The organism is Rhodoluna sp. KAS3 (genome assembly GCF_026000575.1).
Classification (GTDB): domain Bacteria; phylum Actinomycetota; class Actinomycetes; order Actinomycetales; family Microbacteriaceae; genus Rhodoluna.
Map to the genome: position 1 here is coordinate 26,996 of NZ_AP026910.1, position 17,527 is coordinate 44,522.

Annotated in this window: 17 protein-coding genes and 1 riboswitch; of the genes, 8 read left to right on the top strand and 9 right to left on the bottom strand. The window is 54.2% G+C overall.

The window, feature by feature from the left end:
- Positions 1-111 precede the first annotated feature (111 nt).
- Positions 112-669, top strand: a complete 558-nt coding sequence (locus OO731_RS00140; RefSeq protein WP_264890181.1) for a hypothetical protein — start codon at positions 112-114, stop codon at positions 667-669.
- A gap of 100 nt (positions 670-769) precedes the next feature.
- Here OO731_RS00140 and OO731_RS00145 read toward each other — a convergent pair whose 3' ends face one another.
- Complete coding sequence (locus OO731_RS00145; protein WP_138274798.1) at positions 770-1,681, bottom strand: rhodanese-related sulfurtransferase; 912 nt, start codon at positions 1,679-1,681, stop codon at positions 770-772.
- Positions 1,682-1,721: 40 nt separating this feature from the next.
- On the opposite strand from OO731_RS00145, the gene OO731_RS00150 reads away from it, so the two are divergent.
- Together OO731_RS00150 and OO731_RS00155 are read left to right on the top strand one after the other, a co-directional pair.
- Positions 1,722-3,692, top strand: coding sequence for a M13-type metalloendopeptidase (locus tag OO731_RS00150; protein WP_264890182.1), 1,971 nt, complete (start codon positions 1,722-1,724; stop codon positions 3,690-3,692).
- A 3-nt stretch (positions 3,693-3,695) separates the two neighbouring features.
- Complete coding sequence (locus OO731_RS00155; protein ID WP_264890183.1) at positions 3,696-4,247, top strand: thioesterase family protein; 552 nt, start codon at positions 3,696-3,698, stop codon at positions 4,245-4,247.
- 3 nt (positions 4,248-4,250) lie between these two features.
- Here OO731_RS00155 and OO731_RS00160 read toward each other — a convergent pair whose 3' ends face one another.
- Genes OO731_RS00160 through OO731_RS00175 form a run of 4 tightly spaced genes read right to left on the bottom strand, consistent with a single transcriptional unit; the run spans position 4,251 to position 7,306 of the window.
- On the bottom strand, positions 4,251-5,048 hold the full coding sequence (locus OO731_RS00160) for an FAD:protein FMN transferase (RefSeq protein ID WP_264890184.1): 798 nt from the start codon (positions 5,046-5,048) through the stop codon (positions 4,251-4,253).
- On the bottom strand, positions 5,048-5,464 hold the full coding sequence (locus tag OO731_RS00165; RefSeq protein ID WP_264890185.1) for an FMN-binding protein: 417 nt from the start codon (positions 5,462-5,464) through the stop codon (positions 5,048-5,050). Before OO731_RS00165 ends, OO731_RS00160 begins: the two co-directional genes overlap by 1 nt.
- On the bottom strand, positions 5,451-5,900 hold the full coding sequence (locus OO731_RS00170) for an FMN-binding protein (RefSeq protein WP_264890186.1): 450 nt from the start codon (positions 5,898-5,900) through the stop codon (positions 5,451-5,453). The genes OO731_RS00165 and OO731_RS00170 overlap by 14 nt, the downstream gene beginning before the upstream one ends.
- Entirely contained in the window at positions 5,897-7,306 is a 1,410-nt protein-coding gene (locus OO731_RS00175; RefSeq protein ID WP_264890187.1) for a ferredoxin reductase family protein, read from the bottom strand. Before OO731_RS00175 ends, OO731_RS00170 begins: the two co-directional genes overlap by 4 nt.
- A 129-nt stretch (positions 7,307-7,435) precedes the next feature.
- Between OO731_RS00175 and OO731_RS00180 the strand changes: the two genes are divergently transcribed.
- From OO731_RS00180 to OO731_RS00195, 4 genes are read left to right on the top strand one after another with little or no spacing between them, the layout of a single operon-like run.
- On the top strand, positions 7,436-9,046 hold the full coding sequence (locus OO731_RS00180; protein ID WP_264890188.1) for a circularly permuted type 2 ATP-grasp protein: 1,611 nt from the start codon (positions 7,436-7,438) through the stop codon (positions 9,044-9,046).
- On the top strand, positions 9,039-9,968 hold the full coding sequence (locus OO731_RS00185; RefSeq protein WP_264890189.1) for an alpha-E domain-containing protein: 930 nt from the start codon (positions 9,039-9,041) through the stop codon (positions 9,966-9,968). The genes OO731_RS00180 and OO731_RS00185 overlap by 8 nt, the downstream gene beginning before the upstream one ends.
- Complete coding sequence (locus OO731_RS00190; RefSeq protein ID WP_264890190.1) at positions 9,965-10,807, top strand: transglutaminase family protein; 843 nt, start codon at positions 9,965-9,967, stop codon at positions 10,805-10,807. The genes OO731_RS00185 and OO731_RS00190 overlap by 4 nt, the downstream gene beginning before the upstream one ends.
- Positions 10,808-10,816: 9 nt before the next feature.
- On the top strand, positions 10,817-11,701 hold the full coding sequence (locus OO731_RS00195) for an alpha/beta hydrolase (RefSeq protein WP_264890191.1): 885 nt from the start codon (positions 10,817-10,819) through the stop codon (positions 11,699-11,701).
- Between the two features lie 25 nt (positions 11,702-11,726).
- Here OO731_RS00195 and OO731_RS00200 read toward each other — a convergent pair whose 3' ends face one another.
- Positions 11,727-12,107, bottom strand: a complete 381-nt coding sequence (locus tag OO731_RS00200; RefSeq protein WP_138274808.1) for a GNAT family N-acetyltransferase — start codon at positions 12,105-12,107, stop codon at positions 11,727-11,729.
- Positions 12,108-12,181: 74 nt separating this feature from the next.
- Between OO731_RS00200 and OO731_RS00205 the strand changes: the two genes are divergently transcribed.
- Complete coding sequence (locus tag OO731_RS00205; RefSeq protein ID WP_138315970.1) at positions 12,182-13,000, top strand: site-specific DNA-methyltransferase; 819 nt, start codon at positions 12,182-12,184, stop codon at positions 12,998-13,000.
- On the opposite strand, the gene OO731_RS00210 is transcribed toward OO731_RS00205, so the two are convergent.
- The 3 genes from OO731_RS00210 to OO731_RS00220 all read right to left on the bottom strand — a co-directional run bounded on the left by OO731_RS00210 (position 12,936) and on the right by OO731_RS00220 (position 17,361).
- Positions 12,936-14,519 carry an iron ABC transporter permease gene (locus OO731_RS00210; protein ID WP_264890192.1) on the bottom strand — a complete coding sequence of 528 codons (1,584 nt, stop codon included), beginning with the start codon at positions 14,517-14,519 and terminating at the stop codon, positions 12,936-12,938. The two genes, OO731_RS00205 and OO731_RS00210, sit on opposite strands and share 65 nt — an antisense overlap.
- Before the next feature lie 15 nt (positions 14,520-14,534).
- Entirely contained in the window at positions 14,535-15,545 is a 1,011-nt protein-coding gene (locus OO731_RS00215; protein WP_264890193.1) for a thiamine ABC transporter substrate-binding protein, read from the bottom strand.
- 26 nt (positions 15,546-15,571) lie between these two features.
- Positions 15,572-15,683, bottom strand: a riboswitch (TPP riboswitch).
- A gap of 1 nt (position 15,684) precedes the next feature.
- Positions 15,685-17,361: an MDR family MFS transporter gene (locus tag OO731_RS00220; RefSeq protein WP_264890194.1), complete on the bottom strand. Its 1,677-nt coding sequence runs from the start codon at positions 17,359-17,361 to the stop codon at positions 15,685-15,687.
- Between the last annotated feature and the right edge of the window lie 166 nt (positions 17,362-17,527).

A 17,527-nucleotide genomic window follows, 5' to 3' on the forward strand; every position in this document is an offset into this window, starting at 1 on the left:
CTTCCGGCACACCTGAGAGGTTGCTGATAAAACACCCCCAGCATCCTGAGTTTTGCCACCTCGCGTTTGAGATTTTTCTAGATTGAAAAGGTCCCCACGAAAGGAAAGAACATGAAGCTTAAAACCAAGCGTTCAGCGATTGCAGTCATCGGTGCCACCAGCATCTTGGCCTTTGCAGTAGCCACCCCATCTTTTGCACACGATCGCGTTGTCGGCACCGAGACCTCAAGCACCACCGAGTTTGAGGCAGTAAAGGCAAGCGTCACCGCAACCATCACCGCCGTTCCAACAACGGTCACCTCGGCCAAGGCTGCGGCACACGGCACCCAGTTCATCGTTTATAAATTGGCAGATGACGCCACAGCAGTTCCGGCAACGCAGCCAACTGTTGGCGGCAAGCGCATCCATGTGAAGTCTGGCACCCTGGCCGACGGCACATTGACCGGCGTTCTCGAGCTAAAGGGCGGCCTGGCTGGAACCACAACTAACTACGCGATTTACACCGCCGATGGCGCAACTGCAATTTTTGCAACCGTCACGGTAGATGCCACCGGCACAGTTGCCACGGCTACGACTTCAGCTGATGTCACTGCGGCTTACACCGCACCAACGGCCAAGGCTGTAAAGGCACAAAAAGGCAAGCACGGCAAGAAACACGGACACCGCTAAACCTCCTGTTAGCAGTAATTCCTCTCTCTAGTAAATAGAAAACCCCGGGGTTGAGCCCGGGGTTTTCTATTTAAGTACTAGATCAGTTTGCAGCTTGCGACTAGCCAACTTCTTGGGCGTGACGCTTGCCGCGAGTGTGGCTGGCCTTGTGCTCTGAATGCTTTGGGTCTGCATAGCAAGAGTCGCAAAGCAGAATCAAGTCTTTGCAGCCAACATGAGAGCAGTTGCGGAAAGCGTTGGTTGCACCACCGCAACCCTCGCACTCTCCGATGACCTTGGCTTCGTCAGAGAAGTCTTGAACCATTCGGTCGTCGAAGATGTAGAGCGAGCCTTCCCAAAGACCCTGGTCCTTGAACTTCTCGCCGTAGCGAACGATGCCACCGTCGATTTGGTAGACCTCTTTGAAACCGCGGTTGATCATCACGGCTGAAAGAATCTCGCAGCGAATTCCGCCGGTGCAGTAGGTGACGATTGGCTTGTCTTTTAGGTGGTCGTACTTGCCAGATTCAAGTTCTGCAACAAAGTCGTGTGAGGTCTGAACGTCTGGAACGATGGCGTTTTTGAACTTGCCGATTCGGGCTTCGAATGCGTTGCGTCCATCGAAGAAAACCACGTCATCGCCGCGCTCTTCAACCAGCTTGTTTACCTGGGCTGGCTTTAGGTGCTTGCCGCCATTGGTGATGCCAGATTTTTCTACAGTGATTTCATCCGGGGTGGTGAACGCCACTAGCTCGCTGCGGTTCTTGACCGATAGGCGAGGAAAGTCGTTTCCGGTTCCGTCTGACCACTTGAAATCGATCTTGCCGAAGCCCGGGTACTCGCGAGTCTGACGAACGTACTTCTTGAGGGCCATCATGTCGCCGCCAAGGGTTCCGTTGATGCCGTGCTTTGAAACGATGATGCGACCCTTGAGCCCAAGTGACTCGCAGAGGGTCTTTTGCCAAAGCTTTAGAGCAACAGGGTCGGCAACCGGCGCAAAGCCGTAATACAAGATGATTTTTTGTAGGTCCACGCTCCTAATTCTACTCTTCGGGGCGATTTAGGATAAGGGGATGAGTATCAACCCTTGCCTTGACCCAGCCGAGTTCGACAAGAACATCCGCCCTCAAGATGACCTGTTCCGATACACCAACGGAAAGTGGTTGGCCGAAACTGAGATTCCTGCAGATAAGGGCATCTACAGCAGTTTTCACATGCTCGCCGATGATGCCGAGGCTGCGGTCCGAATCATCCTTGAAGAAGCAGCGGCAAACCCGCAGCCTGGTGTGAGTCAGCAGATTGGTGACCTCTACGCTTCTTTCCTTGATGAGGCTCGAGCAAACGAGCTGGGTGCTGCGCCTATCGCAGCTGACCTAAAACTAATTGAGCAGATACGTCAGATTGACGACGCAACCGCCCTGTTGGGTGAGTACGAGCGCAGTGGTTTTAGCGGCCTGTTTGGCATCTGGGTAGACAACGATGAGGGCAACCCAGACCGATACATTGTGAACCTGGCTCAGGGTGGTCTTGGCCTGCCAGATGAGGCCTATTACAAGGATGAAAAGCACGCTGAAATTCGTGAAGCGTATGTGCCACACATTGCTCAGATGCTGACGCTGGCTGGTTGGGCCGCCGACGAAGCAGCAGTGGCCGCACGCCACATCATGGCTTTTGAAACCGCACTGGCTGCCGTCCACTGGACCAAGGTAGACAGCCGTGATGCCGAGAAGACCTACAACCTCACCGCCCGCGCGCACCTTGACGCGTTGACCCCGACCTTTGACTGGAACATTTGGCTTGGAGCTGCCAAGTTTGACGCCAAGATCTTGGCTGAAACCAACGTTTGCATGCCAAGTTTCTTTGAGGGGCTCGAGCAGATTTGGAACGCTGCCAACCTTGAGCAGATCAAACTGTGGCTGGCCTGGCAGGTAATTAGAAGCAACGCCGGTTTGCTCAGTGACGAATTTGTCAACGAGCGCTTTGCGTTTTACGGCACCAAGCTGGCGGGCATCCCGGTTAATCGTGAACGCTGGAAGCGCGCGGTTTCTTTGGTCGAGGGTTCGATGGGTGAGGCAATCGGCAAGATCTATGTCGAGAAGTACTTCAGCGAATCAGCCAAGGCGCGCATCGATGAGTTGGTCAAGTTTGTGACCGAGGCCTATCGCGTCAGCATCAAGAACCTTGACTGGATGACTGAAGAGACCAAGGCCAAGGCGTTGGCCAAGCTGGATAAGTTCACTCCTAAAGTTGGATACCCAAATAAGTGGAAGGACTACAGCAGCATCGAGATTAGGCGCGATGACCTAGTTGGCAACACTCGCCGAGTATCAGCCTGGGTTGCAGCAACTGAAATGGCCAAAATCGGTGCACCGATTGACCGCGATGAATGGTTCATGAGCCCTCAGACAGTCAACGCTTATTACAACCCTGGTTTCAACGAAATTGTGTTCCCGGCTGCAATTTTGCAGGCACCGTTCTTTAGCCCAGATGCCGATGACGCCACCAACTTCGGCGGCATTGGCAGCGTAATCGGTCACGAAATTGGTCACGGATTCGATGACCAGGGTTCGAAGTATGACGGCGACGGAAAGCTGGAATCGTGGTGGAGTGAGGCTGACCGCGAGGCTTTCGAAGCTCGTGCAGCCAAGCTAATTGCTCAGTACAACGAACTCACCCCACACCAGTTGGCCGATAAATCGCACAAGGTTAATGGTGAGCTCACCATCGGTGAAAACATCGGTGACCTTGGGGGTCTCTGCATTGCGCTCAAGGCCTACGAGATGAGCCGCGAGGGCAAGGAAGGCGACGACGTGATTGACGGCATGACTGGCATTCAGCGCGTGTTCTTGTCTTTGGCTCGCATCGAGAGTTCGAAGGGTCGCGACGAAACTGTGATTCAGCGTCTGGCCACCGACCCGCACTCACCACCTGAGTTCCGCTGCAACCAAATTGTGCGAAATGTTGATGCCTTCTACGAGGCGTTTGATGTCAAGCCGGGCGACGCCCTCTGGCTAGACCCTGCCGACCGCGTCACCATCTGGTAAAAAATGAATCTCTGGATCCGCCTGGCCTATGCAATGTTGTCGTGGCGAAGCCGCTCGAAGCTAAGTTGGCAGGAGGTTGGCCGCCGCAGTTTTAGGGTTTGGCCAACTGATCTGGATGTGTTCAACCACATGAACAACGGCATCTTTTTGTCATTGCTCGACCTAAGCCGCCTTGACCTGTCTTACCGTTCTGGGCTTTGGCAGGCCTGGAAGAAGCTTGGTTGGTATCCGGTAGTGGTGGCTCAGACCATCACCTACCGTAAGTCGCTAACTCCTTGGCAAAAGTTTGACATCGAGTCCAAGGTGATCGGATGGGATGACCAGGCGTTTTACTTTGACCAGCGATTCGTGGTCGGCGAAGAAATTTACGCTCGGGTAATTGTTCGCATTAGGTTCTTGAAAAAGGCTCGTGGAATTCTGTTGCCGGGTGAGGTTATTGAGGGCAGCGGTGGCTGGCACGGGCCAAAGCCAGAACTGCCACAGTGGGTCAAAGACTGGGCTCAGACCACGGCACTGCCAAAAGGCAAAGAGCCGGCCCCAAGTATTTGGCCTTAGCGGTTAGTTTTCACCGCTGGCCAACAGGGCCACAAATCCATCGGTGGCAGCCAATTCGCCATCAGGCAAAATAAAGATCGCTTCAATGCCGTCGACTTTGTTGAGGTCGGCAATGGCTCTAGGCCCTTCGGCAAATGCGGCGGTTGCCCAAATATCTGCGGTGACTAAATCTTTTGCCACCACGCTTACCTGCAACAACTCGCGTGCCGGTGCTTTGCCCGAAGCCTTTGGGTTCCAGATGTGCTCGCCGCGTTCGGCAGAGCCGCTAGTTGCCAGCGCACGATAATCGGTGTTGGCCAGGTCAATCACGGTTAGCACCCCAGCCTCTGGGCTGGCAATTGACACCGGTTTTGAAACACCGATTCGCCAGTCGCGCGCCTCGGTAAGCCCATCGGCCAACCAAACGTCTCCGCCGGCGTTCATCGTAAAGTCATCGATTCCGGCGGTTACCAGCACAGCTGCTGCTTCGGCAGCGGCCCAGGTTTTTACCAACCCGGATGGGTCAAAAGTATTTTGTGGAGTCATGGCACTGAACCAGCCGTTGGTCACCTTTTCCCAGTGATCACAGGCGTCCCAAATTTCGGCAACCACCGGTGGCAGTGAGGCCAGGTTGGTCTCACCTCGTGCCAGACGACTGATTGGTGATTCTGGTTTATAGGTACTGAAAGTTGCATCGGCCCGGTGCAAGACTCGGCAGGCCTCGGCCAATAATGCTGCCACTTGGGCCTCTGGCAACTCAGTTCGTCCCGCAAATCTGAAGGCAGTGCCCATGCAGATTTCGGTGTGGTCAAAGGTGGTCATCACTGCAGCTTCGATAGCGCGCTGGCCAGCGCCTCTTGGTAGGCATTAGTGCTAAAGGTTGCGCCAGAGGCGTTTCCGAAATCAGCACTTTGGGCTTTTAGCGCCGCTGCGTTCAGCACCGGAAAAACTGCGTCATAACCATCGGTAGCGGTGGCGACAACCTCGTTAATGCTTTCGATCTGACCATCGGTGGCCGTAATTTCTAACTGAACTTCACCGTATCGGTAGGTAATGGCATCGCCGGTAACAGTCTGCGTAGTGGTGGTGCCATCGGCTGACCCGCTGGCCAAAGGAGGGTTCAAAATGGCATTTATGCCAAACCCGCCACCGATGCTCACGGCGATAAACGCGACCAGACCACCGGCCCAGTTGCGCTTCGGCGGCACTGCCAAAAGTGGTTGATCAGAATTTAGCAAGCGCTGACTCCACTGCTTTTTTGAAGGCGTTTGTTGTGTAGGTGGCATTTGAGATGTTGCCAAAGTTGCTGCCATTTGCCTTGATGGCTGCGGCTACCAAACTCGGGAAAGCCTTGTCGCGACCATCTGATGACTCAGCCCGAAGCAGTTTGATCGTGGTGATCACATCACCCTTTTTAACCACCTCAACCTGAACAAATCCGTAACCCTTACCCACGTCAATGACATCGCCGGTTTTGGTCACCGATGCTGTGCTGGCCGTAGGGGTTGGCTCGGCCATGATCTGACTTGAGGCCGCGCCATCAGGGTTGGTTGATTCGGTCGCGCTAGGTTCAGCAAAGGTAAAGCCGGTCTCGGCAGTTAGGCCAATTTGATAGCTGGCTGCAAATAGGCCAAGGCTCACCAAGCCAAGCGTTGATTTCGTTGCGGTTCTCACCAGGAGTACTCCTCTGCGTGAATATTCTCTTCTGGGGTGCCGGAGCGAATAACGGACTTTCTTACAATCTTGGTCCAAGCCTCAGGGCCACAAACATAGACGTCAGAATCTGAGACCCAAGGTGCCATGACGGTTAGGCGGGCTTGATCCGGAAGACCATCGGTGTCGTGGTTCATCCAAGAGCCATCTTTGCCGCGTGGGCCGGTAAGCACGTGCAACTGAAAGCCGCGACGTCGTGCAATTACCCGCACCTCTTCAAGCAGCGCGGCATCTTCTTCGCTGCGCACTCGATAAATTATGGTGATGTCACCCGGGCGGGCAGCCATCGATTCGGCAAGCGCGCGAACCGGTGGAATACCAATTCCAGAGGCAATCAAAACCACCTTTTCTTTGGTGCGGCGTTCTTCGGTAAACACTCCGTATGGGCCTTCGACCATCACGCGGGTGCCAGGCTTTAGCTTCTGCAGCGCAGCGGTGTCGTCACCTCGGTTGCCGATGGTGAAGCGCATGAACTGGTTGTTAGGTGCCGCTGAGATTGAGAATGGGTGAGGCCTCCACCACTGTTTTGGGGTCAGCAAACGCAGCATGTAAAACTGGCCGGCTTGCCCACCGAGCTGCTCGATGTTTTTGCCGGTGATGTACAAAGAGGTTGCGTCACTCGACTCGGCCACTACAGCCTGAACTCTAAGGTTCATTTTCAAGCCACGGATAATCGGTGCGAGCACGCGGTACCAGATTAGGTTCACTGCCACGAATAGGTACAGGGTTACCCAAAAAATGGTTTGAACCGGTTTGCCGGCGATGTCGGTGCCGGAGGTAAAGATGTGTGGCACCGCCAATAGAACTGACGCGTAAGACATCACGTGAACGATGTACCAGGCTTCGTAGCTCATCTTTCGGCGTGCAAAATTGAGCGAAGTAACGACCACCAAGATCATCAGAGCCAAGGCCAAGCTTGCGGTAAGCATGTCTGGCACGTCGGTAATTAGGTAGGTCAACTCGGCAATTAGTGTGCGCCCATCGGTGATTGCCATGCCAATCAGAGATGCCAAAAAGTGGGCCACGATGAAGTACAGAACCGGCTTGCCCAAACGCTTGTGAGCCAGGGTTGCTTTGTCGTGTCCGTAAAACTTGTCGATCCAAGGCACTCGTGCCACCAACAACATGTGAATCAAAAGCAGGTCGGTGCCGATAAGTGAAGTTAGGCGGCTAATTGCCTTGAGTGCTGAGGGAACATCGGTGATGTCTTTCAGGCCACCGGCTGCCAAAAACATAACAATGACCGCAACAACGCTGGCCCAGGCAATACCCTCGATGATGTCTTGGGCACGCTTGAGGCGCAAGTACTTGCGCACACCCAAACGGACTTTACCGTTGGGTTTCACGAGCTGCAGGTCTTTGAACATGCTTCTAATCTGCTCTACCAATCTGGATGTTTCCTGAATGAAGCCTGCAAGCCACCTCTGAGATTAAGTGTTTCACGAACGACCCACTCCCGAAACACTCGCGCAACAACCGCTGGCTAATTTTTGAGCATGGGAGATCTATTCGAGAAATATCCCGTTGCGGTGCAAACCGATTCGGGGGATGGACGCGCGGGCAAGTTACCGGCGTTCGATGAAATGTTTGCGTCTGCTGGGCAAGTGCGGCCGAGTTACAAAAAGATTCACGAGACCCTGGCCTCGATGACTCAGGATGAGCTGCGGGGCCGAACCAACGCCCTGGCCGATTCTTACTTGGCCCAAGGTGTGACCTTTGACTTTGCCGGCGAGGAGCGCCCGTTTCCGCTAGATGCTGTTCCGCGAGTAATCGAGAAGAACGAGTGGAACTCGCTCGAGTCCGGAATCAAGCAGCGAGTGAAAGTCCTCGAGGCATTTCTAGCTGACATTTACGGCTCGCAAAACGCCATTCGTGACGGGGTTATACCCGCTGCACTGGTTGCATCATCGGCCCACTATCACCGCGCTGCCCACGGAATTGACCCGGCAAACGGTGTGCGCATTCAGGTCAGCGGCATTGACCTGGTGCGTGACGAGTATGGAGCCTGGCGTGTGCTCGAAGACAATGTGCGAGTGCCATCTGGCGTCTCTTACGTGATCTCAAACCGTCGAGTTATGGCGCAGACGCTGCCCGAGATTTTTCAACAGATGCGTATTCAGCCGGTTGGTGAATACCCAAATAAGCTGCTCGCGGCCCTTAGGGCCTCAGCGCCATCGGGGGTTGAAGACCCGGTGGTTGTAGTGCTCACGCCAGGTGTTTATAACAGCGCCTACTTTGAGCACACCTTGCTTGCTCGACTCATGGGTCTTGAGCTGGTCGAGGGCCGCGACTTATTCTGCTCGGGTGGCAAGGTCTACATGCGTACCACCGGGGGTGCCCGCCGAGTAGACGTTATCTATCGACGCGTGGATGACGAGTTCTTGGACCCACTGGCTTTCCGAGCGGACTCAGTGCTTGGGCCGCCAGGTTTGCTAACCGCTGCGCGACTGGGCAACGTGACCCTGGCAAACGCAGTTGGCAATGGTGTTGCCGACGACAAGTTGGTTTACACCTACATGCCAGACCTCACCAAGTACTACCTTGGCGAAGATCCAATCATCGAAAACGTACAGACCTGGAGACTGGAAGAGAGAGACAGTCTCGAGGAAGTGCTTGATCGATTGGATGAACTGGTTGTCAAACCGGTTGACGGGTCAGGTGGCAAGGGATTGGTGGTTGGTCCTCGAGCCAGCACCAAGGAGCTTGCCGATCTTCGCAAACGATTAATTCGCGATCCGCGCGGATGGATTGCCCAGCCGGTAATTCAGCTGTCAACCATTCCAACGTTGGTCGACCAGGGTTTGCGCCCTCGTCACGCAGACCTTCGACCATTTGCTGTAAACGACGGCAACGATGTTTGGGTTTTGCCTGGTGGCCTAACCCGCGTAGCTCTCCCCGAAGGAGAGCTAGTTGTTAATTCATCTCAGGGTGGTGGTTCCAAGGACACCTGGGTCGTCGGCGTAGACCGGCCCAACGACATCCGTGCACTCAACACCAACTCACACGTTTCATCTGTAGTTGCCGGCCAGACCTCTGGCGATTCGGGATTCTCGCGTCAACAGGAACAGCAGCAGCAGTCCAATCAGGAGGCGCAGAACAATGCTTAGTCGAATCGCAGAATCACTATTTTGGATCGGTCGCTACGTAGAGCGCGCCGATGGCACCGCACGCCTACTTGATGTGCACCTACAGCTTTTGCTCGAAGACCCTTGGGTAGATGAAGACACCGCCTGCCGTTCGCTACTCAAAGTTATCGGGGCAAATGCCGAATACCCGCATCAGCTGACGCGCCAGGATCTGCTGAATATTCTGTCGGTCGATCGGGGTGAAAGCAGCTCAATTGCGTCTTCACTAACCGCAGCCCGCGAGAATGCTCGACGGGTGCGCGAGATTGTTTCTACCGAACTCTGGGAGTGCCTCAACACCACTCGATCAAGAATGCCCCGCAAGGTTTCTATCGACCGCGCGCACGACTTTTTTGGTTGGGTTCGTGAGCGTACTGCGCTCGCCGTAGGCATCGTCGAAAGCTCGACCTCGCGCGATGAGGCCTGGACTTTCTTTACCCTTGGCCGCTCACTTGAGCGCGTTGACATGACCGCCCGCCTGCTGGCTACCTCAGAACTTACTGAGGCTAGCGGTCCATCTTGGACCACTATTCTCCGCAGCTGCGGTGCCTATGAGGCATACCTGCGAACTTATCGCGGTGTCCCGTCGGCCACCAATGCCGCTGAGTTTCTGTTGCTTGACCGCATCTTTCCGCGCTCGGTTGCGTTTGCGCTGGCCCGCGCTGAAAAGTGTTTGGGAGACTTGGCCCCTAGCGCGGACCGCGTTGGCGTGAGTGACGTTGCTTTGCGTCAGGTTGGCCAGCTCAGAAACAACCTCGAGTACCGTTCAGCGCCAGACATCCTGGCAAACCTCACTCAAGAGATGCTCGAACTACAGCGCGGGGTTGGCGAAATTTCTGAGTCAATCCGGTCACGTTACTTTCCGGTCAACGTGATGCCAACCTGGAACGGAGAGGTATCTTGAGTCGCTATCGCATTGTTCACACCACCGGCTTTAAGTACCAGGGTGAAGTCGTGGCTTCATATAATGAGGCCCGTTTGCTGCCCATCCGTGATGAAGCCCAGTTGGTTTTTAGCGCCAAGCTGCAAATTCACCCCGATGGTGCCGCGCACGAATACCTGGACTATTTCAAAACCCGTGCGGTGATGTTTGAGGTGCTCGAGCCACACACCGAGTTGAATATCACCGCCACCTCGGTGGTCGAGCTTCGCCCAACCGTAGAACCAATTCCCGGACTCAATTGGTCAGACCTCGCCATGGAAATTGTTAGTTCGCTCGAGCTAACCGATGCTGTTGGCCAAACCAAACGCACTCAGCCGGCCAATGATCTGGTGAAGTTTGCCAAGAAACTGGCTGGTGCTCACAACCCCCACGAGACTGCCCTGGCCATTTGCCACAAGGTGTTTCAAGATATGACCTACATGCACGGTGTCACCGGGGTGCACTCAATTGCCAGTGATGCCTGGTCAGAAAAAATCGGTGTTTGCCAAGATTTTGCTCACATCACCTTGGGGGCGATGCGAGCAGTGGGTATTCCGGCTAGATACGTAAGTGGTTATCTGCACCCGTCCACCGATCCAAAAATCGGCGAGAAGGTAGTGGGTGAGTCGCACGCCTGGGTTGAGTGGTGGGCCGGGTCATGGTTTGCCTTCGACCCAACCAATGACATCGATGTAAATACTCGGCACGTGGTGGTTGGGCGCGGTCGTGATTACGACGATGTTCCGCCTTTGCGCGGAGTTTTTGCCGGGCCGTTCAACTCAGAGTTGTTCGTTAGCGTGGAGATCACCAAAGAGGCGTAATCTGTCGCTATGACTGAATTGCCAATCGTACGCAGCTTCAAAGACGCCCAGGGTATCGAGATCACTTTTTATGAGTGGCCGGTAGCAAACCCAAAGGCATCGGTGCAAATAGTGCACGGATTAGGTGAGCACGCCCGCCGCTATGACCACGTGGCCGCTGCTCTGAATCGTGAGGGCTACAGCGTTTATGCTGACGACCACCGCGGTCACGGTCAGACTGGGCTGCGAATGACGGCCGAGGGAATTACAAAAAAGCAGGGCAACCTAGGCCCGGGCGGCATGGCGGCGGTCTTTGCTGGTGTTCGTCAGCTCAGCCACATCATCGTTGGTGAGAACCCAGAAGAACCTCTTGTTTTGTTTGGCCACAGTTGGGGTTCACTGATTGCCCAGCGCATTTTCAATAATTACAGCGATGAATATGACGCCCTAATTCTTAGCGGATCCACCCTTGCGGTTCCGGGAATCTTGCCAAGCTCAGGTTTCAACAAGAAGTGGGATTCCACTCCAAATAAAACCGGCTACGAGTGGTTGAGTCGCGACCCTGAGATTGGTCGGGCATTCTTGGCCGATCCAAAGAATTTCCCAGAGAGCGCCCTTCAGGTCTTTGGGGTTCCAAACACTTTGCAGTTGCTGGGTGTACCGAGCAAAAACATCGATAGCCATGTTCCGATTCTGCTCATCGCCGGCTCAGATGATCCGCTTGGTGGCGAACGAGGCAACAAGCTTTTGCTGAATGCTTATCGCCGAGCAGGGGTCAAGGACATCGAGGCAATTATTTACCACGATGGCCGCCACGAGATGGTGAACGAGACCAATAAGGCCGGGGTGCTAGCCGACATCGTTGCTTGGATCAACGACCGGATGTTGCCGACCGAGCACCTCGACGAGGTCTAAACCAAACTGCCTAAAACTAGGCAATTTACTCGGGCTTCTTGAGTCCAAGCTTTTCGCTGGCCTTTGCCACATTCGGCAGGCGGCAGGCCGCGGCTGCTTCTTCGATTGGGTTGAGCAGTAGGTCTTGGGTCTCAGGGTGGCGCTCCATGTATCGCACCACGTAAGAGCAAACCGGAACAATCTTTGCCTTGCCCGCAGCACGAACATCGGCAATTGCCTCGCGCATCAAAATTGCTGCAAGATTCTTGCCCTGCTGTGCCGGGTCAACCTCGGTGTGCACAAAGTGAATCTCTCCCGGCATCATGCTGTAGTCGGCATGACCCACTTTGTTGCCCTCGAGCCAAATCTCGTAGCGGTGCAACTCGGTGTTGTGAATAACCTCTGGGTTCAATGCTTCAGCGCTCATGCTGTTAACCTCTTTCTGTGCCGGCAAATAAAAACAAGCTCTTCTTCGGAGATAACCTCTCTGTGCTGAAGTCTATGCCCGACGAATCGGTACAGCTTATTTACATCGATCCGCCTTTCAACACCGGCCGCACTCAATCCCGCGGCGGCAACTCCACCCGCCGAAGTGAGACCGGCAGTCGAGTTGGTTTCAAGGGTCAGCGCTACGAAATTGTTCGGTCAACCGTGCTGTCTTATGACGATGAATTTGCCGATTACTGGGGCTTTCTTGAACCCCGATTAGAAGAGGCTTGGCGCCTGCTGAATGAGACCGGCACTCTCTATTTGCACTTGGATTACCGAGAGTCGCACTACGCCAAAGTTTTGCTCGATGCCCTGTTTGGCAGAGAGTCATTTCTGAACGAGATCATCTGGGCCTACGACTATGGCGCAAAGTCAACCAAGCGTTGGCCTGCCAAGCACGACACCATCTTGGTTTATGTCAAAGACCCAGCCCAGTACTTTTTTAATTCAGCTGAGGTTGACCGCGAGCCATACATGGCACCCGGGCTAGTCACCCCCGAAAAGGCTGAACTTGGCAAACTGCCCACCGATGTCTGGTGGCACACCATTGTGTCGCCGACCGGTAAAGAAAAGACTGGTTACCCAACGCAAAAGCCATTGGGTATCTTGCGTCGCGTAATTCAGGCATCGTCAAAACCGGGCGATGTTGTTCTGGACTTTTTTGCTGGCTCGGGAACCACCGGTGCCGCCGCAGCATCGCTAGACCGAAACTTTATTTTGGTTGATCAAAACCCCGAGAGTATTGAGGTCATAACTCAGCGAATGGCTAAGGCTGGCGTTGAGTTTGATTTGATCCGCGCACGCTCACCAAAAAAACCAGCAGCAAAGTAAGCGCAATCAAAATGGCACAGACCGCCATAGCCATTCCGTAATTCACAGCACCTGGGCGCGAAATTAGTGAGTAGAGAATTGTCGGCAGGGTTGCCTGGTTTCCATATGCCAGCAGTGATGCAGCGCCAAATTCACCGATAGAAACCACAGCCGCGTATCCGGTTGCCGTTGCCAAAACCCCGCGAATCATCGGTGCTTCAATTTGCCACCAGATTTGCCCGGCCGAGGCGCCCTCGGTTTCGGCCGCTTCGCGATGCTCCGATCCGATTGAAAGCAGCGCTGGGTAAACCAGGCGAATCACCAAGGGTAGAGCCATTAGTGCTTGAACCAGTGGTACAACCAGCCAGCTGGAACGAAGCGGCAGGGGTCCGCCGCCAAAGGTAACCAGATAACCAAACCCGAGCACCACCGACGAGACTCCCATCGGAAGCAGGAACAGGGCATCGAGCGTGCGGTTTGAGAGTTTGGCAATTTTTGTGACGGCTGGTCTAGACAGCAGGTAGGTAACCAGAGTGCCCAGAGCAACCGAAATAACTGTTGCAATTGCGGCATTTCGCAGGCTGTTGACTGCTGCGTCCAGCACAGTGATGTTGAGCAGATCGCGCTCACCGCGGGTACTCAAATTCTCAAAATTTTGCATACTCAAAACGCCGTCAAAGCTGAACGATTTGGCAATCACCTGAGCAATCGGCCAGCCAATCAATCCCACGATAATTGCGCCGGTCACAACCACGGCCAACCAATCACGCTTGTCTACTCTCGGCTTGTTTCCGCCTTCGTCCACCTGCTCAATGCCGACTGTTCCCTTTGTGATTCGGTCGCTGACGATGAAGGCCATCGCAGTTAGCAGGGTTTGAAATATGGCCAGAGCGGATGCCTTTGGAAGGTCAAGGTACTGAAGTGCGGCAACGCTAATTTCAGTTTCAATCGACTGAACCAGGCCGCCGCCGAGCACCAAAACAATTCCGTAGCTTGAAGCACAGAACAAAAATGTCAGAGCACCTGCCGAGACAAGGGCCGGTTTAAGTTGTGGAAGTGAGATTGACCACAGTGTGCGCAGGCGGCCGGCACCCGCGATTGCCGCTGCCTCCTCGGTCTCGACATCCATAGTTGCCCAAACGCCACCGAGAGTTCTGACCGTGATCGAGTAGTTGATGAATATGTGGGCCAAAATGATCAGCCAAATTGCCGGTAGGTCTCTGAAGCTGGTGAATGCAATAGCAACCACAATGGTCGGCAGCACCAGGGGCACTGTCACTAGGGCACGGATTATTTTGTGACCCGGAAATGACTTTCGATACAGCAGGTAGGCGCCTGGAATTCCAAGGACCAGGCAAAGCAGTGTTGAAACTAGCGCCTGCCAAACCGTGAACCAAATGGCCCGCAGGCTGCTGGGTTCAGAAAAAGTTTCAATCCACTCGCTGGTGAATCCGGTTTGCAAAATGTTGGTCAGCGGCCAGTAGAACAGCACCCCCACAAAGAGTAGGGGCGCTGCCCACAGTGCTGACCTTTTGATCATGCAATCAATCTACGGTTAGTTGTTACCGAAAATAGCTGACCATTTTTCGAGCCAAGTGACTCGGTTGGCTGCGATGTTTAGGTCTCCGCCAACGGTGTTGGTTGCGGCCGGAGCAAACTGTGCCCAAGCTTCTGGCAGGGCAATACCCTCAGTCACCGGATAGACATACATGCTGTCAGGCAGTGCAGTTTGGAAAGACTGACCAAGCATGAAATCGATAAATTTCTGTGCGCCGACTACGTTCTTTGAACCCTTTAGAACGGCCGCATACTCCCACTGTCTAAAGCAGCCATCCATGATTGAGGCGGTCTGGCTCTGGCCGTTGTCGCGTACTTCGAAAGCTGGTGATGATGAGTAGCTCAAGACAATTGGGTAGGCGCCCTGGCCGCTTGAGCCTGAGAAGTCAGTGAAGTAAGCGTCTTCCCAGCCCGATGCAATTTTGACTTTGTTTGACTGCAGGTCAGACCAGTATTGCTGCCAGCCTGCCTCACCAAAAGTTGCCACCGTGGCGGTTAGGAATGCCAAACCTGGTGACGAAGTACTTGGGTTGGTGAGTACGGTTAGGCCCTTATATTCAGGCTTGGTTAGGTCGGCAAGTTTGGTCGGAGGCGTTAGGCCCTGGTCAGCAAACCAAGCTTTGTCGTAGTTCAAGCAAACGTCGGCGTAGTCAATTTCACGCAACGGGTTATCGGCGTAGTCACCGGTGGTGTCAAAAATTTCAGCTTCGATAGCTGCTGGCGCAAAGGTGTTGTCAATTCCGTAGACCAGGTCGCCAATCGGGGCATCTTTGGTCAAAACCAGTTTGTTGGTCATCTCGCCGGCATCGCCCGCTTTTACTTGGGTCACGGTAATGCCGGTTTCAGCCTTGAACTCTGCCAAAAGCTCTTCGGTAAAGACCGCTGAGTCGTGGGTCACGATGGTCAGTTCATTGGTTGAGGTTGGTCCGGTTGCGGCTGAGCATCCGGTTATTGAGGTTGCTGCGATAAGCCCGGCAACGGTAATGGTGATGATGTGTTTGATTTGCACTTTCGTGCCCTCCTGAAATAGATAGGGCACGGGTTAGAGGTCCTCCCTGCGCTGGCATTACCCAGATCAGGTTCGACGGTCGAAGACTACGGAGTCTTCCTCTCAGTCCGGTGTTACCGAACTCCCGTGTAGTTCTAAGTTAGTGCATGCTTGAGAGTTTTGCCTCGGCCGCTTCATCATCGGCGGCGGCAGCAAAACCAGCTTTATCGCGCAGTGCAATCTCTTTTACAAACAAGGTCAAAACAAAGGCCACCGCAATAATCGCAGCTGCAGAACTGAAGACCACGGTTGACGATTCAATGAACGCCTGCTGAATTGGGTGAGCGATCTCTGGCGAGATTGTGTTCAAGAATGATGAGTCTGTGTTCACCAATTCGCCTAGTCCGCCCGGACCGGCTTCAGTCAAAATCTGATTCTCCGGCAGGCTCAGCAGTGCTGGGTTTGCTTTTAGTGCTGCAGCAATTTGCTCGGCAATCCAGGTGGCTTTTTCGCTTAAGGCTGCAAAGAGTAGTGAGATAAACACGGCAACTCCTAGGGTTCCACCCATCTGTCTAAAGAAGGTGGCCGACGAGGTTGCTACTCCGATGTCACGAGGACCAACTGAGTTTTGTGCGGCGATGGTGAGGGTCTGCATGAGTTGACCGAGTCCTAGACCTAAGAACACCATGCCGATTGAAATCTGCCAGATTTCCCACTCTAGGGTCATCATCGAGAAATAAACGTATGACGCAGCCATCAGGCCGGTTCCGCCAATCAAGAATCCCTTGTACTTGCCGGTTTTTCCGGTGATGATTCCAGAGCCCATCGAGGCGGTCATCATTCCAATGGTCATTGGAATCATCAGCAGACCCGCTTCGGTCGGCGAAGCACCCTTGGCAATCTGAAGGAGAAGGGGAATGGTCATCATTCCACCGAACATTCCAACACCAACAATCACACCGATGATGGTGCTCATGCTGAAGGTTGATGACTTGAATAGGCTCAGTGGCAGTAGGGCATCGGTGCCCATTTTGCGCTCAACGAGAATGAACGCGATGATGCCGACTACACCGGTGGCATACATGCTGATCGATAGGCTGCTGGCCCAACCCCACTCGCGGCCCTGTTCGGCAACGAGAAGAAGTGGAACCACAGCCATGATGATTGTTGCTGCACCCCACCAGTCGATGCGCGATTTGCGAGCGGTGTGAGGAACGTGCAGAAATGACACGACCATGACCATGGCTACGACACCAATTGGCAAGTTGATCAAGAAGATCCAGCGCCAACCATCAATAAAGATGAACTGATTCATGTCGGCAAACAACCCACCGATTAGTGGGCCGAGCACCGATGAGGTGCCGAACACTGCCATGAATGCACCTTGGTAGCGGGCGCGTTCGCGTGGCGGAACGATGTCGGCGAGGATGGTCAGCGACAGGGTGAAAAGGCCTCCGGCGCCGACACCCTGTAGTGCTCGCCAAGCTGCAAGTTCAAACATCGATGCTGAGAATGCGGCTGCAACCGAGCCGACCACAAAGATTGTGATGGCTGCGATGAATAGGCGGCGGCGACCGAAAATGTCACCAAGTTTGCCGTAGATCGGTGTGGTGATTGTTGATGTGATGAGGTAGGCAGTGGTTGCCCAGGCCTGAAGTTCAAGGCCCTTAAGGTCGTCTGCGATGGTTCGCATTGCGCTGCCGACAACGCTCTGGTCGAGTGCCGAAAGGAACATACCTGACATCAAGCCGGCCAGGACCAACATGATCTGTCGGTGGGTCATGACTCCGGTTTTTGCAGATTCTGCTGCGGCGGCTTTTCGCTCGGCACGTGCCATTAAGGGGCATCTCTTTCTAAAGAAAAGTAGGCTTGGGACTGTGTTTAAGCCTAAGCCTGGTTTTTGGAAACTTTTTCTAAGCCTTCCAATCATTTTCAGCACAGTGCTATTCCAATTTGCCGGAAGTGCTGCTGAAACACCTGCGCCCGAGTCATCGAGTTCGGCA

What these genes read in the sequence shown, in the direction of transcription:
- OO731_RS00140 (WP_264890181.1), top strand. Translation starts at nt 112, where the DNA reads ATGAAGCTTAAAACCAAGCGTTCAGCGATTGCAGTCATCGGTGCCACC.
- OO731_RS00150 (WP_264890182.1), top strand. Translation starts at nt 1,722, where the DNA reads ATGAGTATCAACCCTTGCCTTGACCCAGCCGAGTTCGACAAGAACATC.
- OO731_RS00155 (WP_264890183.1), top strand. Translation starts at nt 3,696, where the DNA reads ATGAATCTCTGGATCCGCCTGGCCTATGCAATGTTGTCGTGGCGAAGC.
- OO731_RS00160 (WP_264890184.1), bottom strand. Translation starts at nt 5,048, where the DNA reads ATGACCACCTTTGACCACACCGAAATCTGCATGGGCACTGCCTTCAGA.
- OO731_RS00175 (WP_264890187.1), bottom strand. Translation starts at nt 7,306, where the DNA reads ATGTTCAAAGACCTGCAGCTCGTGAAACCCAACGGTAAAGTCCGTTTG.
- OO731_RS00180 (WP_264890188.1), top strand. Translation starts at nt 7,436, where the DNA reads ATGGGAGATCTATTCGAGAAATATCCCGTTGCGGTGCAAACCGATTCG.
- OO731_RS00185 (WP_264890189.1), top strand. Translation starts at nt 9,039, where the DNA reads ATGCTTAGTCGAATCGCAGAATCACTATTTTGGATCGGTCGCTACGTA.
- OO731_RS00195 (WP_264890191.1), top strand. Translation starts at nt 10,817, where the DNA reads ATGACTGAATTGCCAATCGTACGCAGCTTCAAAGACGCCCAGGGTATC.
- OO731_RS00200 (WP_138274808.1), bottom strand. Translation starts at nt 12,107, where the DNA reads ATGAGCGCTGAAGCATTGAACCCAGAGGTTATTCACAACACCGAGTTG.
- OO731_RS00205 (WP_138315970.1), top strand. Translation starts at nt 12,182, where the DNA reads ATGCCCGACGAATCGGTACAGCTTATTTACATCGATCCGCCTTTCAAC.
- OO731_RS00210 (WP_264890192.1), bottom strand. Translation starts at nt 14,519, where the DNA reads ATGATCAAAAGGTCAGCACTGTGGGCAGCGCCCCTACTCTTTGTGGGG.
- OO731_RS00220 (WP_264890194.1), bottom strand. Translation starts at nt 17,361, where the DNA reads ATGGCACGTGCCGAGCGAAAAGCCGCCGCAGCAGAATCTGCAAAAACC.